The sequence below is a fragment of the Streptomyces albidicamelliae genome, assembly GCF_025642175.1.
GTDB lineage: Bacteria > Actinomycetota > Actinomycetes > Streptomycetales > Streptomycetaceae > Streptomyces > Streptomyces albidocamelliae.
The window spans coordinates 4032321-4047808 of sequence record NZ_CP106795.1; the positions used below are offsets into that span (position 1 = coordinate 4032321).

Genomic DNA, 15488 nt, shown 5'->3' on the forward strand with positions numbered 1-15488 from the left:
CGAGGAGGCGGTGTGGAGGAGACCCCGGTCCGGGCCGCGGGCTGCGTGCTGTGGCGCCGCTCCCCGGTCGCCGGCGACCTGGAGATCTGCCTGGTCCACCGGCCGAAGTACGACGACTGGTCCCACCCCAAGGGCAAGCTCAAACGGGGTGAGGATCCGCTCGCGGGCGCCCTGCGCGAGGTCGCGGAGGAGACCGGGTACACGGCGGAGCCCGGCGGCGAGCTGCCGACCATGCACTACCTGGCGAGCGGCCGCCCGAAACAGGTGCGGTACTGGGCGGCGGAGGCGGTTTCCGGCCACTTCACCCCGAACGACGAGGTGGACCGGATCCTGTGGCTCTCCCCCGCGGCGGCCCGCGGCCGGCTCACCCAGCCCCGCGACCGGGACCTGGTGGACGCCCTGCTCCGGCCGTCCGAACACCTGGGACGGGGCGGCTGAGCCCCGTCACGGCGCCGCCGCGTGCCCCTCGGCGTCCGTGCGGGCCTGGCTCCGGGCCCGGCGGGCGGGACCGCGCCAGCCGCAGCTGCATCTGGCGACACAGAAGCGGCCCTGCTCCGACGTCGTGGTGAGGTGCTGCCCCCCGGAGCGGGCAGGCTCCGGCCCGTCCTGCTGTGCCGCTTCGACTGCCACGGCGACAACGTTACCGAGGCCGCGGCCGGGGAGGCACACGGTCTTCCCCCGTTCCCCGCCCGCCCTCTCGCGCCACCCCGGGCTCCCCACGCCTTCCCCCGCGCCCCCCGCCGTGCGTGACGGCGCCCCCTACCGGTCGTTAACCGGTCGACAGGGTGCCCGTGACGGACGTACCGGCTGGGGGTAGGCAGGCCATGGATCGGCGGCAGCACAGGCACGCGGGCAGGACGGTCGTCGCGGTGGGCATCATGCTCGGCCTGGGCACGGTCGCCACGGGCTGCTCCCCCAGCGGAGCCGCCGCCGAGGACGTCAAGGGCGGCGGCGACCCGGTGGCCGTGCTGCACCGGGCGGCCGACACCCTGCGCGGCGCGGGCAGTTCCAAGGCCACCACCTCGATGGAGATGGCGACCGGCGGCACCCGCGTCACCATCCGCGGCAGAGGGGTCTACGACTACCGGCGCCGGCTCGGCCGGCTCACCGTCGTGCTCCCGGAGGACCCCACCGGTACCTCGGAGCACCGGCCCATCACCGAGCTCCTGGCCCCCGGCGCCCTGTTCATGAAGAACCGGGGCGCCGGAGTACCGGCCGACAAATGGGTGCGGGTGGAGACGGCGACCCTGTCCGACGGCAACCTGGTCACCGGCGGCGCGACCGACCCGTACGCGGCGGCCGAGGTGCTGCGCGGCACGCGTACGGCGGCCTACCTGGGCCGGACCGAGGTCGCCGGCACGCCGGTGCGGCACTACCGGGGGACGGCCGACCTGGGGGTGGCGGCGCGCTACGCCTCCGCCGAGGGCCGGGCGGCCCTCGCGGCGGCGGCGACAGGGTTCGCCAGCGCCCGGGTGCCGTTCGACGCCTACCTGGACGACCAGGGCCGCATCCGCAAGCTCCGGCAGCGCTTCAGCTTCGTCAACGGCCGGGAGAAGAACGCGGTGGCGGTCGCCTCGACGACGCTGCTCTACGCCTTCGGCGCCCCCGCGGACGTACGCCTGCCACGCGGGTCGGACATCTACGCCGGCCGGATCGCGGGGGACGCGACGGCCGGCGGCGAACCGGCGCACTAGTCCGGGACACCACCCCGTAAGTAGCCCGTCCGTGCCATGCGCGGTGTGTGGAGCCCTGCCTACTCTAGGAAGTCGGTGACGGCGGAGGAGAGGTGAGGCGGGTGGCCCCGGTCGGCGGTACGGCGGTACAGGACCACGTGGCCCTCGCCGAGATCGAGCTGTGCGGAGAGCTGATCATCGCGGCCTCGGCGGCCGAGGACCGGCTCAGCCTGGAGAGCATCGACGAGGTGCTGCGGGTGGCCGAGGAGCGGCAGGGCTGAGCCGCCGGAACGGATCCGCCCTCCGGACGCCGGCCCCCGGGCGCCCGGCTCAGGTGCGCAGGAGACGGCCGATCGCCTTGGTCGCCTCGTCGACCTTCGCGTCGATCTCGTCACCGCCCTTGAGGGCCGCGTCGGCCACGCAGTGCCGCAGGTGCTCCTCCAGCAGTTGCAGCGCGAAGGACTGCAGGGCCTTGGTGGAGGCGGAGACCTGCGTGAGTATGTCGATGCAGTACGTGTCCTCCTCGACCATCCGCTGCAGCCCGCGGATCTGCCCCTCGATCCGGCGCAGCCGCTTGAGGTGCTCGTCCTTCTGCTTGTGGTAGCCGTGCGTGGCGCCGGCCTCGGTCGTCGTCATCGCGGGCCTCCGTCTCGGGACGAGGTGTGGACACAATCCGGGATACATACCCCTGGTGGGTATATGGTAACCAATTTTGCGGGGTACAGAGCCCTTGGTACGCCCCCGTGCTGATCACTCTGCCCGATGGGCGACACTGGGATGCGGCCCGATAGCCGTGGCCGGATGATGCGCCTAGCATCAGCCTGACCGAAACCGAAGCACCCCGAGGACCCCACGTGCGCTTTCGTCTGACCCCCAGGGAGACGAGCTTCTACGACATGTTCGCCGCATCCGCGGACAACATCGTCACCGGCTCGAAGCTCCTGATGGAACTGCTCGGGGCGGACTCCTCCGCCCGGGCCGAGATCGCGGAGCGTATGCGGGCAGCGGAACACGCAGGTGACGACGCCACGCACGCGATCTTCCACCAGCTGAACTCCTCCTTCATCACGCCGTTCGACCGGGAGGACATCTACGCCCTCGCCGGGTCGCTCGACGACATCATGGACTTCATGGAGGAGGCCGTCGACCTGGTCGTCCTCTACAACGTGGAGGAGCTGCCGAAGGGCGTCGAGCAGCAGATCGAGGTGCTGGCCCGAGCGGCCGAGCTGACGGCGGAGGCCATGCCGAACCTCCGCACGATGGACAACCTCACCGAGTACTGGATCGAGGTCAACCGGCTGGAGAACCAGGCGGACCAGATCCACCGCAAGCTGCTCGCCCACCTCTTCAACGGCAAGTACGACGCGATCGAGGTGCTCAAACTCAAGCAGATCGTGGACGTCCTGGAAGAGGCGGCGGACGCGTTCGAGCACGTGGCGAACACGGTGGAGACCATCGCCGTCAAGGAGTCCTGAGGCGTCGATGGACACCTTCGCCCTGATCGTGACCATCGCGGTCGCGCTCTTCTTCACGTACACGAACGGCTTCCACGACTCCGCGAACGCGATCGCGACCTCGGTGTCGACGCGGGCGCTGACCCCGCGGGCGGCTCTCGCCATGGCCGCCGTCATGAACCTCGCCGGTGCCTTCCTGGGCTCCGGGGTCGCCAAGACCGTCAGCGAGGGCCTGATCGAGACCCCCAAGGGCTCCACGGGGATGGGCATCCTCTTCGCGGCCCTGGTCGGCGCGATCGTCTGGAACCTGGTCACCTGGTACTTCGGCCTGCCCTCCTCGTCCTCCCACGCCCTGTTCGGCGGCCTGGTGGGCGCGGCCCTCGCGGGCGGCACGGAGGTGCTGTGGAACGGCGTCGTCGACAAGGTCATCATCCCGATGTTCCTGTCGCCGGTCGTCGGTCTGATCGTCGGCTACCTGGTGATGACGGCGATCATGTGGCTGTTCCGCCGGTCCAACCCGCACAAGGCGAAGCGGGGCTTCCGCATCGCGCAGACCGTGTCGGCCGCCGGCATGGCACTCGGCCACGGTCTCCAGGACGCCCAGAAGACGATGGGTGTCGTGGTGATGGCGCTGGTGATCTCCGGCCACGAGACGTACGGCGACCCGATCCCGGTGTGGGTGAAGATCGTCTGCGCGATCATGCTGTCGCTGGGCACGTACGCGGGCGGCTGGCGCATCATGCGCACCCTCGGCCGCAAGATCATCGAGCTCGACCCGCCGCAGGGTTTCGCCGCCGAGACGACCGGTGCGTCGATCATGTTCACCACGGCGTTCATCTTCAAGGCGCCGATCTCGACGACCCACGTCATCACTTCGGCGATCATGGGCGTCGGCGCGACGAAGCGGGTCAACGCGGTCCGCTGGGGCGTGGCCAAGAACATCGTCCTCGGCTGGTTCATCACGATGCCGGCGGCGGCCCTGGTGGCCGCGGCGGCCTTCGGCCTGATCAACCTGACGGTCCTGTAGCGCCTCCCCCTCTCCGCGAGGCCCCCGCCCACCTCCGTCCCCGGCCGCGACCGGGACAGGGGGTGGGCGCTCGGCTTCCGGGCCGTACCGCTTCGGCCGCGGAGCCGAGGCACCGCCCGGCACGCCGATCGTCATCCCGCCGGAGGGGAAACGCAGGGGCCCGCCCCCGTAGACCGGGGGCGGGCCCTTTTGCGTCCTCGCGGTGGCACCGCCATGCAGCACCGCGAGGGGTTCGTCCGCGTGTCCTCGGACCGGCCGGGACCGCGGTGTCCGTCAGCCGAAGCGGCCGGAGATGTAGTCCTCCGTGGCCTGCACGGAGGGGTTGGAGAAGATCCGCTCGGTGTCGTCGATCTCGATCAGCCGGCCCGGCTGCCCGACGGCGGCCAGGTTGAAGAACGCCGTACGGTCCGAGACACGCGCCGCCTGCTGCATGTTGTGCGTCACGATGACGATCGTGAAGCGCTCCTTCAGCTCACCGATCAGGTCCTCGATGGCGAGGGTGGAGATCGGGTCCAGCGCGGAGCACGGCTCGTCCATGAGCAGCACCTTCGGCTCGACCGCGATCGCCCGCGCGATGCACAGACGCTGCTGCTGGCCACCGGAGAGCCCGGAGCCCGGCTTGTTCAGGCGGTCCTTGACCTCGTTCCAGAGGTTCGCGCCCTTGAGCGACTTCTCGACGACGTCGCTGAGCTCGCTCTTCTTGTAGTTGCCGTTCAGGCGCAGACCCGCCGCCACGTTGTCGAAGATCGACATCGTGGGGAAGGGGTTCGGGCGCTGGAAGACCATGCCGACCTCACGGCGCACCGACACCGGGTCTATGCCCGCGCCGTACAGGTCCTCGTCGTCCAGGAGCACCTTGCCCTCGACGCGGCCGCCCGGGGTGACCTCGTGCATGCGGTTCAGCGTGCGCAGGAACGTCGACTTGCCGCAGCCGGAGGGGCCGATGAACGCCGTCACCGAGCGCGGCTCGACGGTCATCGAGATGTCTTCGATCGCCTTGTGGGATCCGTAGTAGGCGGTGAGTCCGCTTACGTCGATTCGCTTGGCCATGTCTACTTCACTTCCAGAAATTCAGGCTCGGTCGCTGTGTGGCCGCGTCAGCGACCGGTCTTCGGGGCCTTCCAGCGGGCGATTCCGCGGGCCACCAGGTTGAGGATCATCACGAAGGCGATCAGCGCGAGCGACGCCGCCCACGCACGGTCGTACGCCGCACCGCTACCAGCACTGTTCGCGAACTGCTGGTAGATGTACAGCGGCAGCGACGCCTGCGCACCCTCGAAGGGGTTGTTGTTGATGAACGGGTTGCCGAAGACCAGCAGCAGCACCGGCGCGGTCTCACCGGCGATACGGGCGACCGCCAGCATGATGCCGGTGGTGATGCCGCCGATCGAGGTCGGCAGGACCACCTTCAGGATCGTGCGCCACTTCGGCACACCGAGGGCCAGGGAGGCCTCGCGCAGCTCGTTCGGGACGAGCTTCAGCATCTCCTCGGTGGAGCGGACGACGACCGGCATCATCAGGATGGCCAGGGCCAGCGAACCGGCGAAGCCGAACGGCTGCATCTTGAAGATGAGCATCAGGCTGAGGATGAACAGACCCGCGACGATCGACGGGATGCCCGTCATGACGTCGACGAAGAAGGTGACCGCCTTGGCGAGCCTGCCCCGCCCGTACTCCACCAGGTAGATCGCGGTGAGCACGCCGATCGGGGCGCCGATCAGGGTGGCGAGGCCGACCTGCTCCAGGCTGCCGATGATGGCGTGGTAGATGCCGCCACCGGGCTCGGTGTCGGCGACGACACCCATCGAGTGGGTCAGGAAGTAGACGTCGAGGACCTTCACACCGCGGGCGACGGTCACCCAGATCAGGGAGACCAGCGGCACCACGGCGACCACGAAGGCGACCCAGACGAGGCTGGTCGCGATGCGGTCCTTGGCCTGCCGGCGGCCCTCGACGCGCGCGGCGATCCCGTACGTGCCGAGGACGAACAGGACGGCGGCGATCAGGCCCCACTGGATGCTGCTGTGCAGTCCGGCGGCCAGCGAGATGCCGATGCCGAGGGCGACGGAGCCGGCGGCGATCGCCCAGGGCGACCACTTGGGCAGGCTGGCGCCGCGCAGGGTGCTGTGACGCTTGTGGCTGACGGCTGCGGTGCTCATGCGTTGGCCCCCGAGTACTCCGCACGGCGGGCGATGATCAGCCGGGCCGCGCCGTTGACCAGCAGGGTGATGACGAACAGGACCAGACCGGACGCGATGAGCGCGTCCCGGCCGAACTCCGTCGCCTCACTGAACTTGCTGGCGATGTTCTGCGCGAAGGTGCCGCCGCCCGGGTTGAGCAGGCTGGCCTGGATGTCGAAGGAGGGGGAGAGCACGGTGGCCACGGCCATCGTCTCGCCCAGCGCACGGCCGAGGCCCAGCATCGAGGCCGAGATCACGCCGGAGCGCCCGAAGGGCAGCACGGACATGCGGACGACCTCCCAGCGCGTGGCGCCGAGGGCCAGGGCCGCCTCCTCGTGCATCTGCGGGACCTGGCGGAAGACCTCGCGGCTCACGTTGGTGATGATCGGCAGGATCATGATCGCGAGCAGGATGCCCACCGTGAGCATCGAGCGCGGGGCGCCCTCGTCCCAGGAGAACAGGCCGGTCCAGCCGAAGAAGTCGTTGAGCCAGCCGAAGAGGCCGTTCATGTGCGGGACGAGCACCAGCGCGCCCCACAGGCCGTACACGATGGACGGCACGGCGGCGAGCAGGTCGATCACGTAGGCGACCGGACCGGCGAGCCGGCGTGGCGCGTAGTGCGTGATGAACAGCGCGATGGCGACCGCGACCGGGACCGCGAGCAGCATGGCGACGATCGAGGAGACGATCGTGCCGAACGCCAGGACCGCGATGCCGAAGGTCGGCGGGATGAGGTTGGTGTTCCACTCGAAGGTGGTCAGGAAGTTGCCGTGGTCCTTGCTGATCGCGAGGGAGGCACGGTAGGTGAGGAAGACCGCGATCGCGGCCATGATCACCAGCAGCAGGATGCCCGAGCCGCGGGTGAGGCCGAGGAAGATCCGGTCACCGGGCCGGGTGGCGCCGCGGGCGGCGCGCTTCAGCTCGACCACGGAAGGCTGAGGGGTGGGGGGAGAGGCGTCTGTCGTCTTCGTCGATATGTCCATCGGGTTCTCCGGTCTGCTGAGCCGTGCGCCCACGAGGGGTGACGACTCTTGGCGGCGGTGCACCGGACGGTGCGACCCGGTCCTCGGGGAGGCCGTGTGGACCGGGTCGCACTCTCGGATCAGGTCAGCTCAGGCCCTCGATGGTGGTGCGGACCTTGGCGATGATCTCGTTGGGGACGGGCGCGTAGTCGATGCCCGAGAGGACCTTCTGACCGTCCTCGCTCGCGATGTAGCGGAGGAAGGCCTTGGTGGCGGGCAGGGTGTCCGCCTTGTTGCCCTTGTCGCAGACGATCTCGTACGTGACCAGGGTGATCGGGTAGGCGCCCTCGGCCTTGGTCTTGTAGTCGAGCTGCAGCGTCAGGTCCTTGCCGGTGCCGACGACCTTGGCGGCCGCGATGTCGGCGGTGGCGCTGTCGGTGCTCGGCGCGACCGGCTTGCTGGCACCGGTGTCGATGGAGACGGCCTTGATGCCGTCCTTGACGTAGGACAGCTCGAAGTAACCGATGGCACCGGAGGTCTGCTTGACCTGCTGGGCCACACCCGCGGACTGCGGAGCGGACTGGCCGCCCTTGGCCTGCCAGGCCTTGCCGCCGGAGTACTTCCAGTTGCCCGGGGTGGTGGCGATCAGGTACTTGGTGAAGTTGTCCGTGGTGCCGGACTCGTCCGAGCGGTGGAACGCCTGGATCTTGAGGTCGGGCAGCTTGACGCCCTTGTTCAGCTTGGCGATCGCCGGGTCGTTCCACTTGGTGATCTTGCTGTCGAAGATCTTCGCAAGGGTCGGGGCGTCCAGGACCAGGTTGTCGACACCCGGGACGTTGTAACCGAGGGCGATCGGGCCGCCGACCATCGGGAGGTCGATGCCCTGGCCGCCGTTGCAGACCTTCTTGGAGGCGGTGACCTCTTCCGGCTTCAGCGCGGAGTCGGAACCGGCGAAGGCGACCTGGCCCTGCGTGAACGCGGTCACACCGGCGCCGGAGCCGCCACCCTTGTAGTTGATCTGGACGCCACAGGCCTTGGAGAACTCCTTGACCCAGGCGTCGATCGCGTTCTTCTGCGCGGAGGAGCCGTCGGCGAGCAGCTGACCCTTGGCGTCGTCGCACTTGATCGAGCCGGCGTTCGCGGCCGCGCTCGAGCTGCCCGTCGCCTTGCCACCGTCACCGTTGTCGTCCGAGCCGCACGCCGTGAGGGCCAGGGCGCCGGAGACGGCGACAGCACCGAGGGAGAGGGCGCGCAGCCGGTTCTTGCGCTGAAGCTTCACTTTCGGGTGTTCCTTCCTGAAGCCGCCGCTGTCGGCGGCGTGCGAGGTCGTGAGGCGGGATGGGCGCATGTCTTGCCGCCCCTCCGCACCGTGCACGGCCGAAATTAGGCAGAACAGGTGAAGCCGCCGATGGCCGGAAGTGAACGGCGGGTGAACCCCTGCCGTCGGCCCGGTGAGGTCACGGAATGCTTACGGGGAGGGCACGTGGAGGTTCCAACCTTGGGGTTGCACGCACACATATTCGACGCTCTTAGCTCGTTCGGGGGAACCCTGCCGCACGCGCCGTCGTCTCGTTCCAGGAGAGCCGAGGAAAGGCGACGGACATGGAACGGCGTACGTTCATTTCGGGCGGCGCGGCCGCCCTGGCGACGACCGCACTGAGCGCGTGCGGTGCGGGCGGGGGCGACTCCGCCTCCGCGACGGCGCACAGCCGCACGCCGTCGCCCGGCTCATCGTCTCTTACCTCCCTGAAGACCACCAGCGCAGGCGCCGCCGCGAACTGGGCGGCCCTCGCCCGTGATCTCGACGGCCAGCTGCTGCGGCCCGGCGACGCCACCTGGAAGACGGCGCACCAGCTGTACAACACCCGCTTCGACGGCCTGAAGCCCGCCGCGGTCGCCTACGTCGCGCACGCCGCCGACATCCGTACGACCCTGAGCTACGCCCGCGCGCACGACATCCGGGTGTCCATACGCAACGGCGGGCACTCCTACGCGGGCTACTCCTCCGGCGACAACCGTCTGATCCTCGACGTCTCCAAGCTGAACCGGATCCGGGTCAGCGGCGGGCAGGCGGTCGTGGGCGCCGGCTCGAAGCTGATCGACGTCTACCGCGCGCTGGCCGCCAAGGGCGTGACCATACCCGCGGGCTCCTGCCCCACCGTCGGTGTCTCCGGCCTGGTGCTCGGCGGCGGCCACGGTGTCGCCTCTCGCGCCTACGGCCTGACCTGCGACAGCCTCACCCAGGCCACACTGATCACGGCCGACGGCACCCAGGTCACCGCCGACGCCACCCAGCACTCCGATCTCTTCTGGGCGCTGCGCGGCGCGGGCAACGGCAACTTCGGCGTCGTCACCGAGCTGCACTTCAAGACCCACGCGGCGCCGCAGGCGGTCACCGCGTACATGACGTGGCCGTGGTCGAAGGCGGCCGCGGTGCTCAAGGCCTGGCAGGAGTGGGGCCCGACCCAGCCCGACGAGATCTGGTCCTCCCTGCACCTGGCCTGCTCCCCGGGCAGGACCCCGACCGTCTCCGTGGCCTGCTTCTCCCTCGGCACCTACGGCGAGCTGCAGAACGCCGTGGACCGCCTGGCCCACAAGGCCGGGGCGAACGCCTCCTCCGTCTCGCTGCGCCGCCGCGGCTACGAGGAGGCGATGGAGATCTACGCCGGCTGCTCCTCCTTCTCCACCGACGCCCAGTGCCATCTGCCCGGCTCCACCCCGGGCCGTTCCCCGCAAGGCAAGCTGGGCCGCGAGACCTACGCCGCCCGCTCCGACTTCTTCGACCGCTCGCTGTCCGCCGCGGGCATCCAGACGGTGCTGAAGCAGATCGCCTCGGTGCGGGGCGGGGCGGGGAGCATCGCGTTCACGGCCCTCGGCGGAGCGGTCAACCGGGTCTCCCCCACCGCGACGGCCTTCGTCCACCGCCGCTCCCGGATGCTGGCCCAGTACATCGCCTCCTGGGGCGCGGGCGCCTCCGGCGCCACCGCCCAGTCCTGGCTGACCGCGGCGCACGGTGCGATGAAGCCGTACGCGTCCGGTGCGGCGTACCAGAACTACACGGACCCGACGCTCAAGGACTGGCGCAAGGCGTACTACGGCGACGCGGCGGCCCGGCTGGCGAAGGTGAAGAAGAGCTACGATCCGCAGCGCTTCTTCTCCTACGCGCAGGGGCTGTAGCGCCTCTGCCCCGCCGGGGCGGGGCAGGGGGGCATTGGCGTCGTTCGGAGTCCTGCGCGGGAGCGTCCGGCTACGCCGCGAGGTCGCGCTCCTCCGATTCCAGGGGCTTGCGGGTGCCGGGCAGCAGGGCGTCCCGGTGCGCCCGCTCCGCCGGGCGCCGGCGCACGATCCAGCCGGCGCGCGGCGAGCGCTCCACGGCCCGCATCAGCGGGGTGAGCAGTGCCGAGGCGAGCGGCGACAGCAGCAGGACGACCGCCGTGCCGAGGGCGAAGCCGCCGATGACGTCCGTCGGGTAGTGCACGCCCATGTAGACCCGGCAGAAGCCCTCCAGCAGGGCCAGTCCGATGCCGGCGAGGCCGAACCTGCGGTTGGCGACGAAGAGACCGACGCCGAGGGCCATGGTGATCGTGGCGTGGTCGCTGACGAAGGAGAAGTCGGTCTTGCCGGAGACGAGGACGTCCAGGCCCTGGTGGTCGACGAAGGGGCGGGGGCGCTCGACGAAGCCGCGGATCGGCACGTTCACCAGGACCGCGAGGCCTGCCGCGAGCGGGGCCCACACGAGCGCGGCCACCGAGGGCGCCGCCTCCTCGCCGCCGCGGCGCCGCACGGACCACCAGCACCACAGGATCAGCAGCACCATCGCGAGCAGCAGGCCGTACTCGCCCACGAACTCCATGATCCGGTCGAACCAGTGCGGGGCATCCTTGGCCAGGCCATTGATGTCGTAGAGCAGGTCGACGTCGGGGTTCGATCCGGATTCGGCGAGTACAGCCATGGTGCTGCGGCCCCTTCGTCGTCATTCCGGACGCACCGGGCGTGCGTCGGTCCTGCCCCCCGTGGTTCGTAGACCCGCTTCGGCTGCACTGCCGTACTGACGTCCGCTCGGCTACGTCAACAGGAACGCACAGCCACCATCAATACGTTCCACTCTCCACTGAATGATCACTCAGACGTTATCGAAGAGAGACTCATCTCCGCAGCTCAGGGGGTGGGTTCACGCTCGGTTCACACCGCCGTGGGGAGCGCTTTCGCGCCATCCTCGGTGACCCGTGTGGCGCCGAAGTAGTCGGGGGTGTCGATCGGGTCGAACCGGATCACGGCCCCCGACCTGGGTGCGTCGATCATGTACCCGCCGCCGACGTAGATGCCCACGTGCCGGATGGCCCGGGAGTCGGTGAGGTCGTCCGAGAAGAACACCAGGTCGCCGGGGAGCAGTTGGTCCCGTGAGGGGTGCGCGCCCGCGTTGTACTGGTCGTTGGCCACCCGGGGCAGGGCGATGCCGACCTTGTCGTAGGCGGCCTTGGTCAGGCCCGAGCAGTCGAAGCGTCCGCCCTGGTCGGCGGTGCCGTTGCCGCCCCACAGATAGGGCGTGCCGAGCTTGCCCTGGGCGAAGGCGATGGCGCCGGCGGCCTGCCGGGTCGGGTCGAGCCGGGTGACCGGGGCGGCGAAGCTCTTCTCCAGGCTGCGGATCCGCTGGACGTAGTTCCGCGTCTCGCTGATGGCCGGCACCCCGCCCGCCCTTATGACGCGGTAGGCCCCCGCGTTGTAGGCGGCGAGCATGTTGTCGGAGGTGTTCCCGGGCACGTCCTTCACGTACTTGGCGAGCTCGCAGTCGTACGAGGCGGCCGACGGGATCGCGTCGTCCGGGTCCCAGATGTCGCGCTTGCCGTCGCCGTTGCCGTCGATGCCGTGCGTCGCCCAGGTGCTCGGGATGAACTGGGCGATGCCGCGCGCGTCTGCCGGGCTGACGACCGTCGGGTTCCAGCCACTCTCCTGGTACAGCTGGGCGGCGAGCAGCGCCGGGCTGAGCGCCGGGCACAGGTTGCCCCACTGCTGCACGAGCTGCTTGTAGGCGGCCGGTACGGCTCCCTTGGCCAGCCCCCGCCCCCCGGAGGTCACCCCGTTGACGAGGTTCCCGGCGACGATGTACACCCCGACGACGAGCAGCATGACGAACCCCATGCCGAGCCCGACGGCCGCCCCACCGATCACCCATACCTTCCGCACGGTTCAACTTTCCCCCATGCGCGCGCGGTTCACCGCCATTTGGACGCGAAGTGGCGCCATTTCACAGGTGAGCGGCTGGGAGTGACGCCCCCTCAGTCGGCTGCGGCGGGCGGCCGCCCGGCTCAGGAGGCGTTCGACGCGTCCCGGTACAGCTCCGCCGCCTCGCCGCCGAGGACCACGCTGTAGGAGACGTCCGCCGTGGCGCCGCCCTTCTCGTGGCCGCCGAGGACCCCGACGACCTGGCTGTCGCCGTTGACCCAGGGGCTGCCGCTGGTGCCTCCGGTGAGGTCGGGGCAGTCGATGCGCTGCTGCGTACGGCTGTGCGGGGCGGGCTTGTTGGTGCACCGCACCGGCACCTCCCGGGAGTCCGGGTAGCCGGTGACGGTCACGGCGGTGGCGCCGGTGGCCGTCCCGGTCGCGAAGCGGTAGGCGCCGACCACGTCCTCCACGTGCCGGCCGTCCGGTCCGGCGACGGTGGCGAAGGCGAGGTCGCTGTCCTCGTCCCGGCCCCCGGTCCAGCCGTCGGGCAGGAAGCGGCGCGTCACCCGCCACACCCCGTACGGCGCCCGCCCGTCCCGTAGCCCGGCACGAACACCAGGTCGGTGTCGGGTCCGTCCACGCAGTGGGCGGCGGTGACGATCAGGTCGCCGCGTGAGCCGTGCACCACCGACGCGGTACAGAAGTGGCCCCCGGCGAGCCGGTCCGCCCGGTCCGCGGCGAAGAGCGCGCCCACCCGGACGCTCTGCCGGGTCACGGCGGCGTCCGCGGTGACCCCGAGGGGCCCCGGTCCGTCGTCGGCGGCGGCCACGGAGGCCGAGGTCAGGGCGAGCAGCACCACGGCACCGAGCAGCGCGGGACGCGAGGTGACCGAGCTGCGTGAGATGCGCTTCATCAGGCCCCACTCTGTCCCACGAAGGTGAGATTCCCGCTCCGGCTTCACTGAGATTTTCCTGTGAAACCCCCGTCTGCCCGCCACCGCCGATGCTCATGCGCGGGAGGCCGGCCGCGGGCGGAGCGGCATCGCCGGACCGGCGGTCGTACCGGTGCGGGAGCGGGGCCGGCAGGCCGGCCCGCAGCCCCGGCACTCGCGTGCGGCCGGGGCGGGGCCGGTCATCGGACGGTCGTGGGCAGCCCCCACCTCACGCCCGTCAGTTCCTCCGACAGGGTCCACAGCCTGCGGGCCGCCTCCGGGTCGCTCGCCGCGGCGCTACGGCCGACCAGGGTGGGGGCGCCGCGCATCTCGCCCAGGCCGTCGGGGCCGACGTAGGCCGCTCCGGGCAGGTCCTGGCTCGCCGCGTAGAGGGTGGGCAGGGCGCCGGCCCTGTCGTCCTGGGCGAGGAACTTGTTGCCGGTCCGCATCAGCGCCCGGACGACCGGGTTGGCGGCGTGGTTCTGCAGGTTGGTCGCGGACCAGCCGGGGTGGGCCGCCAGGGCGCGCACCCCGGACCCGGCCTCGGTGAGGCGCCGCTGCAGCTCCAGGGTGAACAGGAGGTTCGCCAGCTTGGACTGGGAGTAGGCGCGCTGCGGGCCGTAGCCGCGCGTCAGGTTGACGTCCTCGAAGGAGATCCGCCCGTCGCCCATGCGGTGCGCGGCGGACGCCACGGTCACCACGCGGTCGGTCACGTGGGGCAGCAGCAGGTTGGTCAGCGCGAAGTGGCCGAGGTGGTTGGTGCCGAACTGCATCTCGAAGCCCTGCTTCGTCCGCTGCTCCGGCAGCAGCATCACACCCGCGTTGTTGATCAGCACGTCCAGCGGGCGGTCCCAGCCGGCGGCGAACTCGCGCACCGAGTCCAGGTCGGCCAGGTCCAGCCGGCGCACCTCGGTGCTGCCGTCCACCTTGGCCGCCGCGGCCCCGCCCCGCCCGAGGTCCCGTACGGCCAGCACCACATGGGCACCGGCCCGGGCCAGCGCCTGGGCGGCGGTGAGGCCGATACCGCTGTTGGCGCCGGTGATCACGGCCGTACGGCCGCTCAGGTCGGGGAGGTCGGTCGCGTTCCATTTGGCGCGCCTGCCGCGCGCCGCGCTCGTGTCGGTCATGACGCCAATGTAGGCAGCGGCAACAATGCTGTCAATGACAACAATGATGGCAGTGCCAACTATATTGGCGCCGACTACATCGGGATACGATGGCGCGCATGTCCCGCATGTCCCCGTCACCCGCGAACCGCCCCTACCACCACGGAGACCTGCGCGCCGCCCTGCTCGAAAGCGCCGAGCGCACGCTGCGCGAGAAGGGCGCGGGCGCGCTCTCGCTGCGCGAGATGGCACGCGACATCGGCGTGAGCCACGCGGCCCCGGGCCGGCACTTCAAGGACAAGCAGGCCCTGGTCGACGCCCTCGCCCTCGACGGGTACGAGCGCCTGAACGAGGCCCTGAGCAGCGCCGCCGACCGCCCGGACCAGTCCTTCGAGGAGCGGATGACCGCGCTCGCCCGGGCCTACCTGGGGTTCGCCGTCGAGAACCCCGAGCTCCTGGAGCTGATGTTCGCGCGCAAGCACGACCCGGACAGCTCCGCCCAGCTCGCCGCCGCCGTGGACCAGTCCCTCGGCTCCTTCACGCGGATGATCGCGGACGCCCAGGAGCGGGGCGAGATCGTCCAGGGCGACCCCGAGCGCATCACCACCGTCGCCGCGGCGAGCCTGCACGGGCTGGCCGCGCTCATCGCCGGCTGCGCGCTGGACGCGGACGAGACCCTGGCCGGCCTGGACGCCCACGTCCACCTGCTCCTGCACGGCCTCAAGCCCCGCTGACGGGCCGTGAGAACATCGTCTCGACGCCTCACCCGACCAGCCGTCAGAAAACGGACAAGGCCGTAGAGGGGGTCAACGACAGAACCACACGACAGGTTCCGGTCGGACCTCGTTGCCCGCGGTGACCTGCCGTGATACACAGAGTGACCGTACGCGCCATTCGTACGAAACCCGCCAGTCAATGACGTCAAGTCGACATACCTTGGCGGAGTTGTCGGCGACAATGAGGCCTGTCCTCTGCACACCGCAGGGGCGCTC

General features: G+C 70.5%; 16 protein-coding genes and 1 pseudogene. 7 read left to right on the top strand and 10 right to left on the bottom strand.

All coding sequences use genetic code 11. From position 1 onward, the window contains the following. Window positions 1–12 precede the first annotated feature (12 nt). Window positions 13–438 (top strand): NUDIX hydrolase, encoded by a 426-nt coding sequence (locus tag N8I86_RS18585; RefSeq protein WP_263278262.1) that lies wholly within the window; start codon window positions 13–15, stop codon window positions 436–438. A gap of 6 nt (window positions 439–444) precedes the next feature. Here N8I86_RS18585 and N8I86_RS18590 read toward each other — a convergent pair whose 3' ends face one another. Continuing rightward, complete coding sequence (locus tag N8I86_RS18590; RefSeq protein WP_073901314.1) at window positions 445–630, bottom strand: hypothetical protein; 186 nt, start codon at window positions 628–630, stop codon at window positions 445–447. A gap of 194 nt (window positions 631–824) precedes the next feature. On the opposite strand from N8I86_RS18590, the gene N8I86_RS18595 reads away from it, so the two are divergent. Further along, a complete protein-coding gene (locus N8I86_RS18595) occupies window positions 825–1694 on the top strand; it encodes an SCO4651 family lipoprotein (protein ID WP_263278263.1) in 870 nt (289 codons plus the stop codon). A 92-nt stretch (window positions 1695–1786) separates the two neighbouring features. Next, window positions 1787–1954, top strand: a complete 168-nt coding sequence (locus tag N8I86_RS18600; protein WP_185091321.1) for a hypothetical protein — start codon at window positions 1787–1789, stop codon at window positions 1952–1954. A 49-nt stretch (window positions 1955–2003) separates the two neighbouring features. On the opposite strand, the gene N8I86_RS18605 is transcribed toward N8I86_RS18600, so the two are convergent. Then, window positions 2004–2309 carry a metal-sensitive transcriptional regulator gene (locus N8I86_RS18605; RefSeq protein ID WP_073901267.1) on the bottom strand — a complete coding sequence of 102 codons (306 nt, stop codon included), beginning with the start codon at window positions 2307–2309 and terminating at the stop codon, window positions 2004–2006. 218 nt (window positions 2310–2527) lie between these two features. On the opposite strand from N8I86_RS18605, the gene N8I86_RS18610 reads away from it, so the two are divergent. Further along, window positions 2528–3148: a DUF47 domain-containing protein gene (locus N8I86_RS18610; RefSeq protein WP_015493282.1), complete on the top strand. Its 621-nt coding sequence runs from the start codon at window positions 2528–2530 to the stop codon at window positions 3146–3148. Between the two features lie 7 nt (window positions 3149–3155). After that, the gene (locus tag N8I86_RS18615) at window positions 3156–4154 is read left to right on the top strand and encodes an inorganic phosphate transporter (RefSeq protein WP_073901270.1); all 999 of its coding nucleotides are present in this window, start codon (window positions 3156–3158) and stop codon (window positions 4152–4154) included. Between the two features lie 273 nt (window positions 4155–4427). Here N8I86_RS18615 and pstB read toward each other — a convergent pair whose 3' ends face one another. From pstB to pstS, 4 genes are all read right to left on the bottom strand, one after another. After that, the gene (pstB, locus tag N8I86_RS18620; protein ID WP_073901271.1) at window positions 4428–5204 is read right to left on the bottom strand and encodes a phosphate ABC transporter ATP-binding protein PstB; all 777 of its coding nucleotides are present in this window, start codon (window positions 5202–5204) and stop codon (window positions 4428–4430) included. Between the two features lie 47 nt (window positions 5205–5251). Continuing rightward, window positions 5252–6313 carry a phosphate ABC transporter permease PstA gene (pstA, locus tag N8I86_RS18625; protein ID WP_073901272.1) on the bottom strand — a complete coding sequence of 354 codons (1062 nt, stop codon included), beginning with the start codon at window positions 6311–6313 and terminating at the stop codon, window positions 5252–5254. Next, entirely contained in the window at window positions 6310–7317 is a 1008-nt protein-coding gene (gene pstC / locus N8I86_RS18630) for a phosphate ABC transporter permease subunit PstC (protein ID WP_123437457.1), read from the bottom strand. Before pstC ends, pstA begins: the two co-directional genes overlap by 4 nt. A gap of 124 nt (window positions 7318–7441) precedes the next feature. Beyond that, a complete protein-coding gene (gene pstS / locus N8I86_RS18635; RefSeq protein WP_263278264.1) occupies window positions 7442–8575 on the bottom strand; it encodes a phosphate ABC transporter substrate-binding protein PstS in 1134 nt (377 codons plus the stop codon). Between the two features lie 323 nt (window positions 8576–8898). On the opposite strand from pstS, the gene N8I86_RS18640 reads away from it, so the two are divergent. Next, the gene (locus N8I86_RS18640; protein WP_263278265.1) at window positions 8899–10473 is read left to right on the top strand and encodes an FAD-binding oxidoreductase; all 1575 of its coding nucleotides are present in this window, start codon (window positions 8899–8901) and stop codon (window positions 10471–10473) included. 70 nt (window positions 10474–10543) lie between these two features. Here the strand turns inward: N8I86_RS18640 and N8I86_RS18645 are convergent, their stop codons facing one another. The 4 genes and pseudogenes from N8I86_RS18645 to N8I86_RS18660 all read right to left on the bottom strand — a co-directional run bounded on the left by N8I86_RS18645 (window position 10544) and on the right by N8I86_RS18660 (window position 14517). After that, complete coding sequence (locus N8I86_RS18645; RefSeq protein ID WP_263278266.1) at window positions 10544–11248, bottom strand: phosphatase PAP2 family protein; 705 nt, start codon at window positions 11246–11248, stop codon at window positions 10544–10546. A gap of 230 nt (window positions 11249–11478) precedes the next feature. After that, window positions 11479–12480, bottom strand: coding sequence for a C40 family peptidase (locus N8I86_RS18650; RefSeq protein ID WP_073901276.1), 1002 nt, complete (start codon window positions 12478–12480; stop codon window positions 11479–11481). 122 nt (window positions 12481–12602) lie between these two features. Further along, window positions 12603–13372 (bottom strand): annotated as a pseudogene (locus N8I86_RS18655) (trypsin-like serine peptidase). A 218-nt stretch (window positions 13373–13590) separates the two neighbouring features. Next, on the bottom strand, window positions 13591–14517 hold the full coding sequence (locus N8I86_RS18660; protein ID WP_073901278.1) for an oxidoreductase: 927 nt from the start codon (window positions 14515–14517) through the stop codon (window positions 13591–13593). Window positions 14518–14615: 98 nt separating this feature from the next. On the opposite strand from N8I86_RS18660, the gene N8I86_RS18665 reads away from it, so the two are divergent. Next, complete coding sequence (locus N8I86_RS18665) at window positions 14616–15230, top strand: TetR/AcrR family transcriptional regulator (RefSeq protein ID WP_385326983.1); 615 nt, start codon at window positions 14616–14618, stop codon at window positions 15228–15230. Window positions 15231–15488 lie beyond the last annotated feature (258 nt).